The 16,273-nt window shown below is 48.2% G+C and carries 21 protein-coding genes; 18 read left to right on the top strand and 3 right to left on the bottom strand.

Going from position 1 to position 16,273, the window contains the following annotated elements:
* The 4 genes from ABIC15_RS06050 (at position 1) to ABIC15_RS06065 (ending at position 2,596) form a co-directional block, all read left to right on the top strand.
* Positions 1–582, top strand: coding sequence for a CDP-alcohol phosphatidyltransferase family protein (locus tag ABIC15_RS06050; RefSeq protein WP_012369896.1), 582 nt, complete (start codon positions 1–3; stop codon positions 580–582).
* On the top strand, positions 579–1,172 hold the full coding sequence (locus tag ABIC15_RS06055) for an NUDIX hydrolase (protein ID WP_354020048.1): 594 nt from the start codon (positions 579–581) through the stop codon (positions 1,170–1,172). The genes ABIC15_RS06050 and ABIC15_RS06055 overlap by 4 nt, the downstream gene beginning before the upstream one ends.
* Before the next feature lie 133 nt (positions 1,173–1,305).
* Positions 1,306–1,842, top strand: a complete 537-nt coding sequence (locus tag ABIC15_RS06060; protein ID WP_012369898.1) for a PadR family transcriptional regulator — start codon at positions 1,306–1,308, stop codon at positions 1,840–1,842.
* Between the two features lie 130 nt (positions 1,843–1,972).
* The gene (locus tag ABIC15_RS06065; protein WP_354020050.1) at positions 1,973–2,596 is read left to right on the top strand and encodes a hypothetical protein; all 624 of its coding nucleotides are present in this window, start codon (positions 1,973–1,975) and stop codon (positions 2,594–2,596) included.
* Positions 2,597–2,664: 68 nt separating this feature from the next.
* Here the strand turns inward: ABIC15_RS06065 and ABIC15_RS06070 are convergent, their stop codons facing one another.
* Together ABIC15_RS06070 and ABIC15_RS06075 are read right to left on the bottom strand one after the other, a co-directional pair.
* Entirely contained in the window at positions 2,665–3,321 is a 657-nt protein-coding gene (locus ABIC15_RS06070) for a type 1 glutamine amidotransferase domain-containing protein (RefSeq protein WP_012369900.1), read from the bottom strand.
* A 68-nt stretch (positions 3,322–3,389) separates the two neighbouring features.
* Complete coding sequence (locus ABIC15_RS06075) at positions 3,390–4,244, bottom strand: aldo/keto reductase (RefSeq protein ID WP_354020052.1); 855 nt, start codon at positions 4,242–4,244, stop codon at positions 3,390–3,392.
* Between the two features lie 184 nt (positions 4,245–4,428).
* Between ABIC15_RS06075 and ABIC15_RS06080 the strand changes: the two genes are divergently transcribed.
* From ABIC15_RS06080 to ABIC15_RS06125, 10 genes are all read left to right on the top strand, one after another.
* On the top strand, positions 4,429–4,965 hold the full coding sequence (locus ABIC15_RS06080) for an NUDIX domain-containing protein (RefSeq protein WP_354020054.1): 537 nt from the start codon (positions 4,429–4,431) through the stop codon (positions 4,963–4,965).
* 96 nt (positions 4,966–5,061) lie between these two features.
* The gene (fur, locus tag ABIC15_RS06085; protein ID WP_026828821.1) at positions 5,062–5,544 is read left to right on the top strand and encodes a ferric iron uptake transcriptional regulator; all 483 of its coding nucleotides are present in this window, start codon (positions 5,062–5,064) and stop codon (positions 5,542–5,544) included.
* Positions 5,545–5,669: 125 nt separating this feature from the next.
* A complete protein-coding gene (gene xerD, locus ABIC15_RS06090; protein WP_318091885.1) occupies positions 5,670–6,554 on the top strand; it encodes a site-specific tyrosine recombinase XerD in 885 nt (294 codons plus the stop codon).
* Positions 6,555–6,677: 123 nt separating this feature from the next.
* Complete coding sequence (gene deoB / locus ABIC15_RS06095) at positions 6,678–7,850, top strand: phosphopentomutase (RefSeq protein ID WP_354020055.1); 1,173 nt, start codon at positions 6,678–6,680, stop codon at positions 7,848–7,850.
* Positions 7,851–7,869: 19 nt separating this feature from the next.
* Positions 7,870–8,682 (top strand): purine-nucleoside phosphorylase, encoded by an 813-nt coding sequence (locus ABIC15_RS06100; RefSeq protein WP_012369906.1) that lies wholly within the window; start codon positions 7,870–7,872, stop codon positions 8,680–8,682.
* Positions 8,683–8,733: 51 nt separating this feature from the next.
* Complete coding sequence (locus ABIC15_RS06105) at positions 8,734–10,035, top strand: pyrimidine-nucleoside phosphorylase (RefSeq protein WP_012369907.1); 1,302 nt, start codon at positions 8,734–8,736, stop codon at positions 10,033–10,035.
* 86 nt (positions 10,036–10,121) lie between these two features.
* Positions 10,122–11,126 carry a S66 family peptidase gene (locus ABIC15_RS06110; protein WP_354020057.1) on the top strand — a complete coding sequence of 335 codons (1,005 nt, stop codon included), beginning with the start codon at positions 10,122–10,124 and terminating at the stop codon, positions 11,124–11,126.
* 104 nt (positions 11,127–11,230) lie between these two features.
* Entirely contained in the window at positions 11,231–11,668 is a 438-nt protein-coding gene (locus ABIC15_RS06115) for a peptidylprolyl isomerase (protein WP_012369909.1), read from the top strand.
* Positions 11,669–11,765: 97 nt separating this feature from the next.
* Positions 11,766–12,293 carry a type 1 glutamine amidotransferase domain-containing protein gene (locus ABIC15_RS06120; protein WP_041261530.1) on the top strand — a complete coding sequence of 176 codons (528 nt, stop codon included), beginning with the start codon at positions 11,766–11,768 and terminating at the stop codon, positions 12,291–12,293.
* A gap of 230 nt (positions 12,294–12,523) precedes the next feature.
* Positions 12,524–12,871: a GNAT family N-acetyltransferase gene (locus ABIC15_RS06125; protein ID WP_012369911.1), complete on the top strand. Its 348-nt coding sequence runs from the start codon at positions 12,524–12,526 to the stop codon at positions 12,869–12,871.
* A gap of 32 nt (positions 12,872–12,903) precedes the next feature.
* Here the strand turns inward: ABIC15_RS06125 and ABIC15_RS06130 are convergent, their stop codons facing one another.
* Positions 12,904–13,368, bottom strand: coding sequence for a DUF309 domain-containing protein (locus ABIC15_RS06130; RefSeq protein WP_354020059.1), 465 nt, complete (start codon positions 13,366–13,368; stop codon positions 12,904–12,906).
* Positions 13,369–13,462: 94 nt separating this feature from the next.
* Here ABIC15_RS06130 and ABIC15_RS06135 point away from each other — a divergent pair, with 94 nt between their 5' ends.
* The 4 genes from ABIC15_RS06135 (at position 13,463) to ABIC15_RS06150 (ending at position 16,258) form a co-directional block, all read left to right on the top strand.
* Positions 13,463–14,218: a segregation/condensation protein A gene (locus tag ABIC15_RS06135; RefSeq protein WP_214765326.1), complete on the top strand. Its 756-nt coding sequence runs from the start codon at positions 13,463–13,465 to the stop codon at positions 14,216–14,218.
* The gene (gene scpB, locus ABIC15_RS06140; RefSeq protein WP_012369914.1) at positions 14,208–14,780 is read left to right on the top strand and encodes an SMC-Scp complex subunit ScpB; all 573 of its coding nucleotides are present in this window, start codon (positions 14,208–14,210) and stop codon (positions 14,778–14,780) included. Before ABIC15_RS06135 ends, scpB begins: the two co-directional genes overlap by 11 nt.
* Positions 14,780–15,541, top strand: a complete 762-nt coding sequence (locus ABIC15_RS06145; RefSeq protein ID WP_012369915.1) for a pseudouridine synthase — start codon at positions 14,780–14,782, stop codon at positions 15,539–15,541. Before scpB ends, ABIC15_RS06145 begins: the two co-directional genes overlap by 1 nt.
* 126 nt (positions 15,542–15,667) lie before the next feature.
* Positions 15,668–16,258, top strand: a complete 591-nt coding sequence (locus ABIC15_RS06150) for a redoxin domain-containing protein (RefSeq protein ID WP_012369916.1) — start codon at positions 15,668–15,670, stop codon at positions 16,256–16,258.
* The last annotated feature ends 15 nt before the right edge of the window (positions 16,259–16,273 follow it).

Here is a 16,273-nt window from a genome sequence, read left to right on the forward strand (position 1 = left end):
ATGTTAGATACACGCGCGAGAAGAGTCGTCCAGCCCCTTTTTGAGCAGATGGCGACCTTATTAAAGAAGATGGGGCTTTCCGCCAACCAGGTCACCATCATTTCCGGCATCATCGGTGCCTCGACCGGTTTCTTTGTGTATAACGATATGACGGGAATTGCAATTTTATTATTATGGCTGTCCGGAGCACTCGATGTCGTCGATGGAACGATGGCACGCCGGGAAAAAACGACACCGATCGGGACGATTCTCGATTTAGTGCTCGACCGGATTGTGGAATTATCCGTTCTGATCGGAATTGCCTTACGTTTTCCGGAGACGCAAGTCGTCATTTTATTACTCGTCGCCTCATTCGTGATTGGTATGACGATGTTTCTTGCGATTGGAGCGGTCAGCGAAAATTATGGATTTAAGTCATTCCAGTATCAACCGGGCCTCGTCGAACGGACGGAAGGATTCCTTTTTCTGACTGCGATGTTACTGTTTCCAAGCGCCATCATCTGGATTGCGATCCTCTTTTTGATTGCTGAATTGTATACGGTCGGCGAGCGGTTTTATCAAGCTTCGAAGGTGTTGCGATGAGCGAATCAGAACAGTTGATGGTCTTTGATTCCACCGGTCAACCGCTGTATCCTGCAACCCGCAAGAAAATCCACCAAGAGGGGTTGTGGCATGAGACGTTTCATTGTTTTGTCATCAATCTTGAGGAAGGCCACGTGATCTTGCAACAACGGGCGAAACAGAAAAAAGATTTCCCGGAGCTGATTGATATTACGGCTGCCGGACATTTGCTCGCAGGTGAGACGCCGAGGGACGGAATCCGCGAACTCGAAGAAGAGATCGGTCTCGTCCGGCAGTTTGAGCAACTGTTTCCACTGGGCGTCTTCTTGGAAGAGTTGATACTCGGGGACTTAAAAGATCGTGAACGTGTCCATCTGTTCCTGACGGATGAATCGATGCCGCTCGAACGTTACGTGTTGCAAACAGAAGAAGTCAGTCGATTGATTGCCTTACCATTTTCCGAGTTTGCCCGGCTGACGGATGAGACGGCAGAAACGTTTCAGACCGCGGATCAAGAAATCATCCACCGTGATCAATTCGTACCGCATCCGTCTGCCTACTTTAGACGGGTGAATGAAGGAATTCAAGCATATCGTGTCCAGCAGACATAACGAAAGGGCTGTCAGGCATTTTTATGCGGCAGTTCTTTCGTTTTTTTACGGTAAGCTAGGCAAAAAGTAGCATAATGGGCATTTCTTTGAGATAATTAACAATATATACATTTGATGAAAGAAGGTGCAGCCAGTGGCGTTACGATTTGCATTGCTCGGACTGCTAACTCAGGGAGAAGCGACCGGATATGATTTAAGTACGACGTTCAAAAAGCAGATGACCCATTTTTGGACGGCGCATCATACACAAATTTACCGTGAATTGTTGAAAATGGAAGAAGATCAGCTTGTGACCAGTGTGTACATCGTCCAAGAAGACTTACCCGATAAAAAGGTTTATTCGATTACGGAAGAAGGTCAAACGGCACTTGTCGCCTGGTTGCGTGCGCCAAGTGAGTTCAAGCCGAAGATGAAAGATGAAAACTTGATGCGGGTGTCCTTGCTGCATCTGTTGCCGCCGGATGAAGCGATTTTGTATTTGGAAGAATCGAAGCGGCATCACCAGTTTGCCGTCGATATGATGAAGGTCTGGCGGAAAGATCATTTAGAAAACGGGGCAACGCTCGGGGAAACCTTGACGAGTGAATACGGCTTACGCATGATGCTGAATTATCTCGAGTGGTGTGACTGGGCGATGGAAGAAATAAAGAAAAGTCAGGCGAATGTCTGAACCATACGGTGATATCATCAATCCTTTGTCAAAACAGGGGATTGTTTTTTTGCGTCGTCAAAAGAGCATTTGAGACAGACGATATGGTACAGTAAATGAATTGTAACGGGATTAGAGGAGGACTACGAACGTGAGTGTATTTACGGATTATGAAGAATGGTTGGATGAAGTCACGGATGAGATGATTGAACATCAAGTCCATTACGCTGTCGCAGAGTTAAAATTAGGCGGAGAAATCGGTGACTACTATGAAGAATCCGGAGTAATTGACCGGTTTGTCACGCAACAGTTGGTCTGGTTGTCGTTTGAGGAAATGGAACAGATTTTAGATGAAGCGGGAGAGTTGAATCTTGAAATCGTAGCAGACGAAGCTGAATCAGATGTGCAACGGTCACAAGTCAAACAGATTCTGAAACAATCGATTAAACAACAGCTGGTGTTGAAGTCGCAACCGTTCGTCGCGACACGTCTCGAACAATTGCGTCAGGAACATCCGTCTGTCAAAGATCAGTTTGAAGAAGTTCGTTCAGCCTACGATCAAGTCGATCAGCTTTTGAAATCGGGTCCGGAACCGACGATTATTCCGAAACGGTGGTACCGTCGGGAACGGATTGTTCCCCGTGCCTTCACTCCGGCGGAACAAACGAGTTTAGAGCAGGAGCATCTCAAGCTTTCGCCACAGTACGAAACACAAAAACAGAAGCTTGAAGAACTGAGTCGTGAAATCGCAGCGTATGAACGGGTTTTACCGTAAAGTGAAAACAACAAAAACCCCTTTTCGGTATCTGTACCGAAAAGGGGTTTGTTGCTTGCAGGATTAAGTTAGACGATTGCGAGCTTAGCAATGACAAGCTTAGCGACGGCTTCACTTGAAGCAGGGTTTTGACCTGTAACGACATTACCATCGATGACAGCGAATTCTTTTCCGGCATCTGAAGTCAGGAAGGTTGCCCCTTCACCGCGTAATGTAGTTTCAAGCAAGAACGGAACTTTGTCTTCGAGTCCTGTTGATTTTTCTTCTTCGTCCGTGAAGCCGTTGATTTGACGACCTGATACGAACGGTTTACCGTCAATCGTGACATGCGCAAAGGCAGCAGGTCCGTGGCAGACTGACGCGACGACGCCGTCTTTTCGGACCATCGCTTCGATGGCACCGGCAACGAGCGGGTTGTTTGGGAAGTCGACGACTGCTCCGTGGCCGCCCGGGAAGTAAACAGCGTCAAATGAAGCAGGATCGACGTCTGCGAGTGGCGTCGTATCGTGCAGGGCACGGCGTGCTTCCTGGAATTTAGGCAGGATTTCTTTAACCATTGAAGCTTTATCAATCGGTACGTCGCCGCCTTTGACCGAAACGACCGTGACATCATGACCGGCTTCTTTAAACAGGTTGTATGGAGCAGCAAACTCCTCGAACCATAAACCGGTTTTGTGACCGTTCATATCGTCAGCACTTGTAGATACGATTAAAATTTTTGACATGCTAAAAACTCCTCCTCTGTAATAACGTTACAAAGAAGAAGTTTCCCTTCCGATAAAATATTCAAACCTCACCGGTGTTCTGTGTACGTATGGACCGGCAGAAGCGACAACACATGTGCGATCTGTTCAGCAGTCAAAGGTTCCCGCATCGCTTGCAGATTCGCCTGCAGTTGCGACACGCTCGATGCGCCGGGCAACACGATATCGGCTTGTTGATCAACGGCCTGCAGAGCCATTGCAGGGAGCGGATAATCCTGTAACGTCGACAGGACGTGTTCCAGCTGCTCCTTGTCATATTGTTCAAACCGGTCAACCGATTGAAGACGTGACATGCTTTCCGTCGTCAGAAGACCTTTCGCGAGCGGTCCGCGGGCGACGAGTTTGATGTTACGTTCTTGCAGCCGCGGCAATAACTCCTCGATCCGGCGGTCGAGCAGCGAATACGGTGTCATCAAATAACTGAAGTCACTGTGGTCAAGCCAATAATTGATGACGTTCGGACGGAGGGACGAAAGTCCGTATTCTTTAATCCGTCCTTCTTCCTGCAAGTCTTTCATGGCACGAATCGAGGCATCCAGATCGTCTTCCATCGTTCCGCCATGGACATAATAGAGATCGAGATACGGTGTTTCGAGACGGTTCAGACTCTCAAAACATGCTTTTTTCAGGTAGTCGTAACTCGGGTCCCACGTCCAGCCTGTCCCGGTGTCATTCATCCGGTTGCCGCCTTTTGAAGCTAAAAAGATCCGGCTACGGTCTTCCGGCGAAAATGTCTGTCCAATCAATGACTCGACTGCGCCGTTGGCATAGACATCCGCCGTATCGAAGTGAACGATTCCTTCGTCGAGCGCTGTCCGCAGAATTTCGGCTGCTTCCTCTTGACCGCGTTTTAAAATCGTCATCGTACCTAAACCTAATGTCATATCAATCCCTCATTTCTTTCGACTGGTGCTACTGTGTATCAGTTTAGCATATTTGATCCACGATGTTCCCGGGTGGATTTGTACGGAATGGGCATTGCAATGGAAAAGAAACAGACTTGCATCAAGAATCAAAAAACAGGCATACTGTGAAAGAGAAGAAATCCGATTAGAAGAGGTGTTCAGGATGGAAGAAAAAACATTAGAGCGCGAAGTTATTTATGAAGGAAAAGTATTTAACGTTGAGAAACATGTCGTCAGTCTGCCGAACGGCAATACGTCGATCCGCGAGCTGGTCTATCACAACGGTGCAGTCGCCATCATCGCGTTTGATGAAAAAGGAGATTTGTTGGTTGTCGAGCAATACCGGAAAGCGTTTGAGCAATTGTCGATTGAAATCCCGGCCGGAAAGCTGGAAAAAGGGGAAAATCCGGAAGAGTGCGCAGGGCGTGAACTGAAAGAAGAAACAGGATACACGGCAACTGAGCTGAACCACGTGTTTGATTTTTACGGAGCTCCTGGTTTTTGCAACGAACGCGTACATATTTATGAAGCAGGCGGTTTGACGGCGGGAGAACGCCAGCTGGATGCGGATGAGTTCCTGGAGAACCAGACGTTGACGCTTGAACGGGCACTTGAACTGATTGCAGACGGGACGATTGTCGATGCCAAAACGATCATGGCGATTCAGCATTGGCACATTCTTACATTAAAATCATTCTAAAGCGAATGATTTTCAGTTGATAATCATTTTAATTTGAAAAACAACGGATTATCAGCTATGATAAAACCATCAGTTTCGACCAAAGGGGGCGCTATGATGGAAAGTCGTGTTGAACGCATTAAAAAACAGCTGAGCGGTAAAGGATATAAGCTGACTCCCCAACGTGAAGCGACCGTACGGATCTTACTGGAACATGAGTCGGACCATTTAAGTGCGGAAAATGTCTTTTTATTGGTCAAAGAAAAAAACTCAGACATCGGACTTGCAACGGTCTACCGGACACTTGAATTATTAACGGAGCTTGAAGTCGTTGATAAAGTCAACTTCGGAGACGGCGTATCCCGATTTGATTTACGGCAGGAAGGTGCGAGTCACTCGCATCATCATCTCGTCTGTATCGAATGCGGATCCGTCGAGGAAATTTTGGATGATATGTTAGAAGAAGTCGAAAAAGAAATTGTCACGCGTTTCCAATTTAAAATCAAGGATCACCGTTTGACGTTCCATGGTGTATGCCGGGTATGCCAGGAGCGGCATGCACGTGAAGCACTGGAGCAATCACAAACACAAACCGTCTGACTGTCCTCATCTAAAAGAGGGCGGTTTTTCTTTTTGAAAAATATAGGTCAGACCTCTTCACAACAGTTTACACCTTTGATATGATGGGAAAGTAAGCGATTTCTTAATGATAGAGGATGAGTTCAGTGAGGCAACAACTGGAGACATTTATCGACTATTTAGTAATTGAACGGCAGATGTCAGCGAACACGGCAGCTGCTTATCGAAATGATTTAAACCAGTATTTGACGACGCTTGAACAGCAGGGGATTTCGTCTGCGGAAGAAGTCACCCGCCACCAGATCGTCCTTCATATTGAATCCTTGTTACAGGCGCAAAAATCACGGTCGACGGTTCGGCGGTCGACGAGCTCGATTCGATCGTTTCATCAGTTTTTGGTGGAACGTCAAATCGTCCGTCACGACCCGTCGCGTCATCTTGATTTACCGAAGCCGGATAAAAAACTGCCGGTGGTTTGGAGTCAAACCGATATCGTCCGACTGCTTGACTCAGTCGTCGGAAATGACCCGCTCGTCCGGCGTGATGCAGCAATGCTTGAACTGCTCTACGGAACCGGTATGCGTGTCAGTGAACTGTTACAACTGACACTGGGGGATTTGCAACTTGAACTTGGTTACCTGTCCTGTCTTGGAAAAGGTAACAAAACCCGGATTATCCCGATCAGTCAGACGGCGATTGACAGCGTCTCGATTTATCTCGAACTGGCCCGGAACAGTCTCGGCGGACGACAAACGGATTATGTGTTCCTCAACAGTCGCGGCGATCGGTTATCGCGGCAGGGGTTTTGGAAGATGATCAAACGCCGGGCGAAAGAAGCGGGGATTGAAAAAGACATCACGCCCCACGTCTTGCGTCATTCATTTGCGACCCATCTTCTCGAGAACGGAGCCGACTTACGTGTCGTCCAGGAAATGTTAGGGCATGCGGATTTATCGACGACGCAAATGTATACCCATGTCAATAAAGCCAGACTACATGATGTCTATAAGAACCATCATCCACGTGCGTGATGGTTTTAACATCAAAAGGTCTGACTTCAGACAAATAGGGTGTTTTGTCTAGTCCGTTTACGGGAAAATTCAAACGGGATTTATTTTAGTAATAAGCAATAAGCATATAGGAGGAATTTTAATATGGCTCAATCATTCAAACGTGTATTTTTAGTCGTCATGGATTCTGTAGGAATCGGAGAAGCACCGGATGCAGAACAATTCGGTGATCTTGGTGCGCATACACTGGGACATATCGCAGAACAGCGGAGTGGTCTGAATATGCCGCATCTCGCTCAGCTTGGTTTGTCGCATATCGAACCGGTTCAAGGTGTATCTGCAGATGCTGCACCGATTGCTTCTTTCGGGAAGATGGAAGAAGTCTCGGCCGGTAAAGATACGATGACAGGCCACTGGGAAATCATGGGTTTGCGGATTGATACGCCGTTCCGCGTGTTTGAGAAATTCCCGGAAGATTTGATTGGTCGCCTGGAAACATTCTCGGGACGGAAAATCATCGGGAACAAACCGGCATCTGGAACAGAAATCCTCGATGAACTCGGACAGGAACACGTCGATACCGGCGCATTAATCGTCTATACATCTGCTGACTCGGTTCTGCAAATCGCTGCACACGAAGAAGTCGTGCCGCTCGAAGAACTGTACCGGATTTGTGAATATGCACGTGATATTACCCGCGACGACCCTTACATGCTCGGCCGGATCATCGCCCGTCCGTTCCTCGGCGAGCAAGGAGCATGGGTCCGGACGTCGAACCGTCATGACTATGCGCTGAAACCGTTTGACCGGACTGTCATGAACGAACTGGAAACAGCCGGACTCGATGTCATCTCGCTCGGTAAAATTGCGGATATCTTCGATGGTGAGGGTGTGACAGACGCGATTCGGACAAAATCAAACATGGACGGTATGGATCAACTCGTGAAGCAACTCGATCGTGACTTTACAGGACTCTGCTTCCTGAACCTCGTCGATTTCGATGCGTTGTTCGGTCACCGTCGTGATCCTCAAGGATACGGTCAGGCGCTGGAAGAATTCGATGCCCGCTTGCCGGAAGTCTTTGAACGCCTGCAAGAGGATGATCTGTTGATCATCACGGCAGACCACGGAAATGATCCGGTCCATCCTGGAACCGATCATACGCGTGAATACGTCCCGCTGTTGGTCTATTCGAAAAGCGGAGCTGCGAAAGATCTCGGTATCCGTTCAACGTTTGCCGATCTCGGAGCGACGGTTGCCGATAACTTCAACGTGAAGATGCCGGCACACGGAAAGAGTTTCTTGTCAGAACTTTAATTTTAAGGGAGCGATTCAGATGACAGTCAACTGGAATGAAACACGTACGTATTTAGAAAGCAAAATGCAGGCGAAACCAGAAATCGGTTTGATTCTCGGTTCTGGACTCGGTGTCCTCGCTGACGACATCGAAAATCCGATTGCGATTCCATACAGTGATATCCCGAACTTCCCGGTCTCGACAGTGGAAGGCCATGCCGGACAACTCGTCTTCGGTACGCTGGAAGGCAAACAGGTTGTTGCGATGCAAGGACGTTTCCACTTCTATGAAGGCTACTCGATGGAGATGGTGACATTCCCGGTCCGAGTCATGAAAGCAATCGGTGTCGAAACACTGATCGTCACAAACGCAGCCGGTGCTTGTAACGAAGCATTTGAGCCGGGAGATCTGATGTTGATCACGGATCACATCAACTTCTTCGGGACAAACCCGCTGATCGGCAAAAATGTCGATGAGATGGGTCCGCGTTTCCCGGATATGTCAAAACCGTATGACGCGGAATTGCTGCGTCTTGCACAGGAAACGGCTGACGAACTCGGCATCAACGTCCGTCAAGGCGTCTACTTCGGCAATACAGGTCCGACATACGAAACACCGGCAGAAGTGAAACTTGCCCGTTTACTCGGCGGAGACGTCGTCGGGATGTCGACAGTGCCTGAAGTCATCGTGGCCCGTCACTCAGATATGCGCGTGCTCGGAATTTCGTGCGTCTCGAACATGGCAGCCGGAATTCTCGATCAACCGCTTCATCACGATGAAGTCATCGAGACGACGGAACGCGTCCGCGCTCACTTCCTGTCACTTGTCCGTGGTTCAATTAAAAAAATGTAAGCATCAAAAACTGATGAAAAATACGAACGACCCCATGAGGAGGAACTTATTATGCGTATGGTAGATTTGATTGCAACAAAACGAGACGGCGGCGAATTACAGACTGCTGATATTAAAGCAATGGTTGAAGGCTTCACGAACGGCGATATTCCAGATTATCAGATGTCAGCAATGTCGATGGCGATTTTCTATCAAGGCATGTCAGACCGTGAAATCGCGGATTTAACGATGGCGATGGTCGAGTCGGGTGACGTCATCGACTTGTCCCGTATCCACGGTAAAAAAGTCGACAAACACTCAACAGGCGGCGTCGGCGATAAAATCAGTCTGATCGTTGCACCACTCGTCGCGTCAATCGGAATTCCTGTCGCGAAAATGAGCGGACGCGGTCTTGGTCACACAGGCGGAACGATCGACAAGCTCGAAGCGTTCCCTGGATTTGATGTGGAATTGTCGGAAGAAGCATTCGTTTCTCAAGTCAACGACATCAAGATGGCCATCATCGGTCAGACAGGCAACCTGACACCTGCCGACAAAAAACTCTACGCATTACGTGATGTGACAGCAACGGTCAACTCGATTCCGTTGATTGCAAGCTCAATCATGTCGAAAAAAATCGCAGCCGGTGCTGACAGTATCGTCCTCGACGTGAAAACAGGTTCAGGCGCGTTCATGAAATCATTTGAAGACGCGAAAGCACTCGCGACAGAAATGGTGTCGATCGGTAAAAGTGTGAACCGGAAGACGATTGCCGTCATTACGGACATGGATCAGCCGCTCGGAAATGAAATCGGAAATGCGAACGAAGTCAAGGAAGCGATTGAAGTCCTGCAAGGAAAAGATGTCCGTGACTTGAAAGTCATCGCCTTGACGATTGCGTCACACATGGCAGTCCTCGGGGAGTTCTACCCGACGTTTGACGAAGCGTACGCGGATCTCGAGACACGTCTCGCGAACGGAGCAGCACTTGACGTATTCAAGAAATTCATCGCGGCACAAGGCGGCGATGCGTCACTCGTCGACGATATGACAAAAGCACTCGAAACGAAATTCGAAAAAGATTTCGTCGCATCGAAAGCAGGATACGTTTCGGAAATCATCGCGGATGAAGTCGGTGTCGCAGCCATGATCCTCGGTGCCGGTCGTGCAACGAAGACCGATGTCATCGATCACGCAGCAAGTGTTACCCTGTTCAAAAAAGTCGGCGATAAAGTCGAAGTCGGTGATGTCATCGCGACACTCCGTTCGAACAAAGAAACACTCGATCAAGCCATCGAGAAAATGGATCACGCGTATCACATCAGCGAGACAAAACCGGAAGCACGTCCGCTTGTCCACGCTGTCATTCAATAAGGTTTTTTCTTACAACCGTCTGGGTTTCTTTCCCAGTCGGTTGTTTTTTGTTATAGTGAAATGAAGAATGTAAGGGGGGAACACAGATGAAACCAGCTCAATTAAAAGTCGGCGATACGATTGCGATTGTTTCGCCGGCTTCTGCGGTCGCAGCTTATGTACCGCGTCGTCTGCAACGGGGGATTGAAACACTGGAACGGATGGATTTTAAGGTCCTTTTAATGCCGAATGCGACAGCGGTTCACAGTCATACGGCGGGTACGATCGGGGAACGGCTTCAAGACCTGCATATGGCATTCAAAAATCCGGATGTCAAAGCGATTTTTGCGACCATCGGCGGCTTCAACTCGCATCAACTGCTTGATGAACTCGATTACGATTTGATTCGAGCTAATCCGAAAATTTTTATGGGATACAGCGATATTACGGCTCTGTTGTCCGGCGTCCAGACGAAAACCGGTTTGACGACATTTGTCGGACCGGCGATTTTACCGCAATTTGGCCAACTGCATGGTCTCGATGACTATACAAAAGAATGGTTTGAAAGAACGTTGATGCAGACGGATCCGATCGGTCCAATCGAAGCGTCGGATGAATGGACGGATGAAGGTCTGCGTTGGGACGTCAATGATGACCGGAGACGAACACACGTCGCGAATGACGGCTATGTCGTTGCCCGTACAGGTGAAGGGACGGGACCAATCGTTGCCGGCAATCTCGGGACACTGTTGCTGCTTGCCGGGACACCGTACATGCCGTCGCTTGACGGGGCGGTTCTGATGCTTGAAGACGACGAAAGTGAAACGCCGGAGACGATTGACCGGTACTTTACGCAACTCCGTCATCTCGGAGCGTATGACAAGATTTCTGGGATCGTCGTCGGACGTTTTCACAGTAAAGTCGAGTTTGATCCGGAATTCCCGCTGAAGGACATTCTGTTGCGGGCGACCCGCGGTTATGACTTCCCGATTGTGCTTAATGCGGACTTCGGGCATACCGATCCGGTCTTCCCGTTACCGAACGGGATTCAGGCAGCGGTCAGTGCGGGTGAAAGTGTCGTGATTGAAATTCTCGAATCCGCAGTGAAGTGAGTAAAAAACCTGCGTTTTTTACGAAGATTTGATACACTAGGTAACGGAGCCGCGGATGCCGCGGCGAACACCACAGCTGAAAAGCGCGAAAGGTTGGTATATACATGCAAAAAACAGGATATATCTTACTGGAAGACGGTAATAAAATTGAGTTCGAATTGTTTAACGACGATGCACCGATCACAACAGAAAACTTCGAGAACCTTGCGAACTCGAACTTCTACGATGGATTGAACTTCCACCGTGTCATTCCTGGTTTCGTCTCACAAGGCGGATGCCCGATCGGAAACGGTACAGGCGGATCAGGTAAAACAATTCCGTGTGAAACATCAACATCTTACCCGCACAAGCATAAAGCCGGTTCGCTTTCAATGGCGCACGCAGGTCGTAACACAGGGTCAAGCCAATTCTTCGTCGTTCACGAGCCGCAACCGCATCTCGACGGCGTTCACACAGTCTTCGGACAAGTGACATCAGGTCTTGAACATGCGACAAAAATGAAACAAGGCGCTGGCATTAAAGAAATTCGCGTTGAAGCGTAAGTGATTTCTTCCCTTCTTTGATCAAAGAAGGGAAGTTTTTTTTTCGTCCAATACGGGAATTTACAACAAGAACTGAAAAATGAAGGAGCGATTTATGATGCGGTTAGCAGGAAAAAAGATTATTCAACTCGTCAGTAACGACTTTGAGGATTTAGAACTGTGGTACCCGGTCCACCGGTTACGCGAAGAAGGGGCGACGGTCGACATTGTCGGCGAGAAAGCCGGTGAAAAATACATCGGAAAATACGGTGTTCCGATTGTGTCGGATAAAACGTTTGACGAAATCAATCCGGCCGATTACGATGCGATTCTTGTTCCGGGCGGCTGGTCACCGGATTTACTGCGCCGGTTTGACTCGGTCCTCACGATGGTCCGTCATTTTAACGAAACGAAACAGCCGATCGGTCAAATCTGTCATGCCGGATGGGTCTTGATTTCAGCCGGTGTCTTAAAAGGCATCAACGTTACAAGCACACCGGGAATCAAGGACGATATGACGAATGCCGGCGCAACGTGGCATGATGAACCCGTCGTCGTCGACGGACATATTATCTCGAGCCGCCGTCCGCCCGATTTGCCAGATTACATGCGGGAATTCATCCGCGTCCTCGAAGGATCGAAGTAATCAGACAGTCGGTAAAAGCGCATAATGTCAGAGCCCGCCTCCCTGTTTCGTGACAGGGGGGTCTCGTTTGCGAAGTAAGGGAAAGACGGTGGGATTTCAAATGGATCAAGCCGTCTTTTTACTTGATTTCACGAAAAATGAAGCAATTCGAGCCGAGAAGGTGTAGAATAAACAAGTCTCAGTTGATCATGTTCCTGAGAGTTGTTGAAACTAGGAAGGTGTAGAATCAGATGCTAGTAAAATATAAAAAGTTGAATGAACGGACCGCGATGGGGTTAATCGCTTTTTCGTGTGAAGTGAAGGATCCGAAGTATTTGCTTGAAACGGTTCAAACCTATGAACAAGATGAAAATCAACAGTTGTATCTCTATAAACAGGATGAAGATTTTATCGGCATCATCGGATTTCAATTAGTGGATGGCCACGCTGAATTGAAACATATCGCCTTGTCGCCATCGTTCCGCGGAGAACGGATGTCGTATATCTTACTGGATGCAGCCGAAAAAATGCTGCGGATGGAAATTACGGGTGCAACGGACGAAACGAGTCGACTTGTTGAAAAGTGGAAAAATCAATAAAAACCGGTCCATGTAAGTTACGGACCGGTTTTTCATTTTTTTTGGCGTGCCCCAAGAGCCGTCTGTCGTGCCGTGATGACATCCTGACGGTCGCGCAACAGATGTTTATGCCGCAAGAACGATAAATCCTGCACCGGTTCAATCGGCAGACTGCTGACCCGTTGTTCGAGATCATCTGCGAGCGGCAACGGAATATGCATATAGTCCGGCTGCATGAACAGCGGTTGTAAAGCGAGCAGGCGTGGGATATCGATTCCTTGACCGGCGAGTGATCCGGCATGGCGTTCGAGTTTTCGGAAAGCTTTCGGATAGGTCCGCATCGCCCCGGATACATTTCCCCGGCGATGATGGTAGCGGGCAACGGCGAGCTGAATCAATGCGACGAGGGATTCATCTTGTCGTTGACCGGCCTGCCACAGTTCTTCGAGTACTTCGTGGCATTCGAAATAGTCTTGTTGGACATTGAATTCAAATGCAAATTGTTCAATCGGATGCATGGATTGATCTCCTTTCCTTTTAATATAGCATAGTCGAAATCAGGTGATGTGTGGTATACTAAGGCGCAAAAAACGTTGATGGGCAGGGAGAATCATGGAATCATACAGTGTAAAGATGGATGCGTTTGAAGGCCCGTTGGATTTGTTGTTGCATTTGATTGGTAAGCTGGAGATTGATTTGTATGACATTTCCGTTTCGATCGTGACGGATCAGTATGTGTCCTATATCCGGGCCATGCAACATCTCGAACTTGATGTGGCGAGTGAATATCTGGTCATGGCAGCGACGCTCCTGCAATTAAAAAGTAAACAACTGTTACCTGTCGAACAGACGGATTTCGAAGACGTTCCGGATTTTGAAGAGGATCCGACACGTGAAGGGTTGATTCAGCAACTGATTGAATATAAAGCATACAAAGAAGCGGCGCTTGTTTTAAAAGAAAAGGAAGAAGCACGGCTGGAACTGTTTTCAAAACAGCCGGAAGACTTGATGACGTATCTCGATCCGGACAATCAAGATTTTAGCGGGAACTTGTCTTTTAGCGATTTGTTGCGTGCCTATGAGAAAATGCGTCAACGCGTCGCCTGGAAAGTACGGCGTTCGAAAACCGTTAAACGGGAAGAACGGACGCTTGAACAACAGATGATTCATGTTTCGGAATATGTTTTTGCCAATGAAGGGACGACATTTTTTGGTTTCTTCACGGAACAACCGACCGTCGAAGAATTGGTCGTTAGTTTCCTGGCTGTACTTGAACTTGTCAAACAACGTGTCGTCGCCTGTGAGCAAATGAGCGACGATATCCTGTTGCGTGCCTTAGTGAAGGAGGAGAATCAGATTGGCGTATGAGCGAATCATTGAAAGTTTATTATTCGTCGTCGGAGACGATGGAATCGATCCGCGTGGTCTGAGTCAAGTTCTTGAAATCAGTGAGGCAGCGGCCCGGGAACAGTTACATGCACTCCAGACGACATTTGAAGCGGAGGAACGGGTGTTGCAAATCGTCGAATCCGGTGGTGTGTTCAAAATGGTCACCCGCAAAGAGATGTCGCCGTATGTGCAGGCATATGCTGGATCGCTGGCAGAAGACAGCCTGTCACGCGCAGCGATGGAAACACTCGTCATCATCGCCTATAAACAGCCGGTTACCCGGGCGGACATCGAAGTCATTCGCGGTGTCAAGACGGAGCGTGTCATCCACACGTTAAGTGCAAAAGGATTAATTGATGAAGCCGGACGCGCGAAAGGCGTCGGGCGTGCTAAATTGTATAAAACGACGGATCATTTTTTGGATCACTTCGGACTGAACAGTATCGAAGAGTTGCCGCCGCTCGAGTTTGAAGAAACACTCGAAGCGGATGGGGATTTGTTTTTCCGGAATGAACCGTCATTAGAGGAGAGAATAAATTAATGGAACGTCTACAAAAAATTATTGCCCAAGCCGGTGTCGCATCGCGACGCAAGGCAGAAGAACTGATCACAGAAGGACGCGTCAAAGTCAACGGGAAAGTCATCACGGAACTTGGGACAAAAGTCGGCGGACGTGCGGAAGTTGAAGTCGACGGCGTCAAACTCGAACGGGAAGAACACGTCTACTACATGCTGTATAAACCAACAGGTGTCGTTTCGACGGTGGAAGATGACAAAGGCCGTAAAACGGTCGTTGATCTCGTCCCACCGGGTCACCGTGTATTCCCGGTCGGCCGTCTCGATTACAACACAAGCGGTTTGCTGCTCCTGACGAACGACGGTGAGTTTTCGAATCTCTTGCTTCACCCGAAATACAAAGTACCGAAACGTTATATCGTCAAAATCAAAGGCGTGCCGGATTACTATCATGTCAAAGGTCTCGAAAAAGGTGTTGTCTTACCGGACGGATTCAAAACCGGTAAAGCACGCGTCGAGATGCGTGATATCGATAAGAAAAAGAATACGGCAATTTTAGAAATGGTCATCTATGAAGGCCATAACCGCCAAGTCCGACAAATGGTCGAAACACTCGGCGCAGAGGTCATCAAGTTGAAGCGGGAACAGTTTGGTTTCCTGACGCTTGCTGGATTAACATCAGGCGACTGGCGTGAACTTTCGAAAAAAGAAGTCAATCAATTGCGTGAGCTGGCGGATCCGGTAGCTGCCCCTACGAAAAGACGTAAGAACACAAAAAAACGTTAATTTGTAAAGCGAGAAGCTCAGCCTGCGGGTTGAGTTTTCTTTGTTTGTGACAAAACGATTAACGTATTTCACATTCTGTCAACAATTAAGCGATTTCAAGTACAATATGGTTGGAGGCGGTGCAACATGAAAAAAACGAATCAGAACCCGGATGAGCGGCTAGCAGCCGCGAAGCAAAAGAAGAAAAAACGTTCATTTTGGCGGTTAATGATCATGACGATGGTATTATTCGCCGGTGCGGTCGTCATCATGCAGTTTGTCGATCAGGCGACACGCGATAAGGACGGTCGAGTCCTGGCCGGAGATGATGCGCCGGAATTTGCACTTGTTGATTTGTATGGAGAAAAACAACATACGATGGACGAGTACAAAGGCAAAGGGCTTTTACTCAATTTTTGGGGTACATTCTGTGAACCGTGTAAAAAAGAAATGCCGTTGATCAACGACAACTACAAGATGATGCAAAAAGAAGGTGTTAATTTTGCAGCCGTCAACGTCGGTGAGACGCCGGTCCGCGTATCGAGTTTCATCAAGGAAATCGGGGGAACCGATTATCCGGTCTTGATGGACACGAACAGTGCCGTTGAGAAAGCATACGGAATCTACAACCTGCCGGTGACATTCATCATCAACAAAGAAGGTAAGGTCGTTGAAAAGTATGAAGGTGAGATTGACCAGGCGAAGTTAGAAGAAATGATTAAAAAAGCAAACGAGTAACGCATCGAGGGGGAA

Source organism: Exiguobacterium sp. PvP048 (assembly GCF_040549175.1).
Classification (GTDB): domain Bacteria; phylum Bacillota; class Bacilli; order Exiguobacteriales; family Exiguobacteriaceae; genus Exiguobacterium_A; species Exiguobacterium_A artemiae.

What these genes read in the sequence shown, in the direction of transcription:
- ABIC15_RS06050 (WP_012369896.1), top strand. Translation starts at nt 1, where the DNA reads ATGTTAGATACACGCGCGAGAAGAGTCGTCCAGCCCCTTTTTGAGCAG.
- ABIC15_RS06055 (WP_354020048.1), top strand. Translation starts at nt 579, where the DNA reads ATGAGCGAATCAGAACAGTTGATGGTCTTTGATTCCACCGGTCAACCG.
- ABIC15_RS06070 (WP_012369900.1), bottom strand. Translation starts at nt 3,321, where the DNA reads ATGTCAAAAATTTTAATCGTATCTACAAGTGCTGACGATATGAACGGT.
- ABIC15_RS06075 (WP_354020052.1), bottom strand. Translation starts at nt 4,244, where the DNA reads ATGACATTAGGTTTAGGTACGATGACGATTTTAAAACGCGGTCAAGAG.
- ABIC15_RS06080 (WP_354020054.1), top strand. Translation starts at nt 4,429, where the DNA reads ATGGAAGAAAAAACATTAGAGCGCGAAGTTATTTATGAAGGAAAAGTA.
- fur (WP_026828821.1), top strand. Translation starts at nt 5,062, where the DNA reads ATGGAAAGTCGTGTTGAACGCATTAAAAAACAGCTGAGCGGTAAAGGA.
- deoB (WP_354020055.1), top strand. Translation starts at nt 6,678, where the DNA reads ATGGCTCAATCATTCAAACGTGTATTTTTAGTCGTCATGGATTCTGTA.
- ABIC15_RS06100 (WP_012369906.1), top strand. Translation starts at nt 7,870, where the DNA reads ATGACAGTCAACTGGAATGAAACACGTACGTATTTAGAAAGCAAAATG.
- ABIC15_RS06105 (WP_012369907.1), top strand. Translation starts at nt 8,734, where the DNA reads ATGCGTATGGTAGATTTGATTGCAACAAAACGAGACGGCGGCGAATTA.
- ABIC15_RS06110 (WP_354020057.1), top strand. Translation starts at nt 10,122, where the DNA reads ATGAAACCAGCTCAATTAAAAGTCGGCGATACGATTGCGATTGTTTCG.
- ABIC15_RS06115 (WP_012369909.1), top strand. Translation starts at nt 11,231, where the DNA reads ATGCAAAAAACAGGATATATCTTACTGGAAGACGGTAATAAAATTGAG.
- ABIC15_RS06120 (WP_041261530.1), top strand. Translation starts at nt 11,766, where the DNA reads ATGCGGTTAGCAGGAAAAAAGATTATTCAACTCGTCAGTAACGACTTT.
- ABIC15_RS06125 (WP_012369911.1), top strand. Translation starts at nt 12,524, where the DNA reads ATGCTAGTAAAATATAAAAAGTTGAATGAACGGACCGCGATGGGGTTA.
- ABIC15_RS06130 (WP_354020059.1), bottom strand. Translation starts at nt 13,368, where the DNA reads ATGCATCCGATTGAACAATTTGCATTTGAATTCAATGTCCAACAAGAC.
- ABIC15_RS06135 (WP_214765326.1), top strand. Translation starts at nt 13,463, where the DNA reads ATGGAATCATACAGTGTAAAGATGGATGCGTTTGAAGGCCCGTTGGAT.
- ABIC15_RS06145 (WP_012369915.1), top strand. Translation starts at nt 14,780, where the DNA reads ATGGAACGTCTACAAAAAATTATTGCCCAAGCCGGTGTCGCATCGCGA.
- ABIC15_RS06150 (WP_012369916.1), top strand. Translation starts at nt 15,668, where the DNA reads ATGAAAAAAACGAATCAGAACCCGGATGAGCGGCTAGCAGCCGCGAAG.